1 protein-coding gene is annotated in these 387 nt (G+C 44.4%); it reads right to left on the bottom strand.

Translation table 11 applies throughout. The annotated features are described in order from the left end of the window. Positions 1-387: DUF3466 family protein (locus tag AB4486_RS28300; RefSeq protein WP_372120151.1), on the bottom strand; the 387-nt coding region annotated here is incomplete at both ends.

Raw genomic sequence — 387 nt, forward strand, 5'->3', positions numbered from 1 at the left:
GTCATACCTTGCTCCCTTGATTGGGATAAGCTTAACAGCTACAACCTTTTCGACTGCGTTAGATGAGGCACCACCACAGTATGAGTTGTGTGATGTTGTGTCATAAGGCTTATCATTACCGTCGACTGTACATTTGATAGCCGTTGCTGAAATCACGCCAGCATCATTGATATCCGTCGCATCAATGATTCTAAATTGGTTATTGTGACTAGACGCATCACCATCATTTGTTAAGTCATCTAACCACCATGCTTTACCACCAAAAATATCAACACGGCGTTCATCAGTTGAAGACGGGAGATCGTAAGGGTAAATAAAGCCTCTGTGTCTTCTTTCGCTGCCATCGACTTCACGCGTCGTTTCCGCATCGATCTGGCCAACAAGTTC

This window comes from Vibrio sp. 10N.222.55.C6, from assembly GCF_041473395.1.
GTDB lineage: Bacteria > Pseudomonadota > Gammaproteobacteria > Enterobacterales > Vibrionaceae > Vibrio > Vibrio crassostreae_C.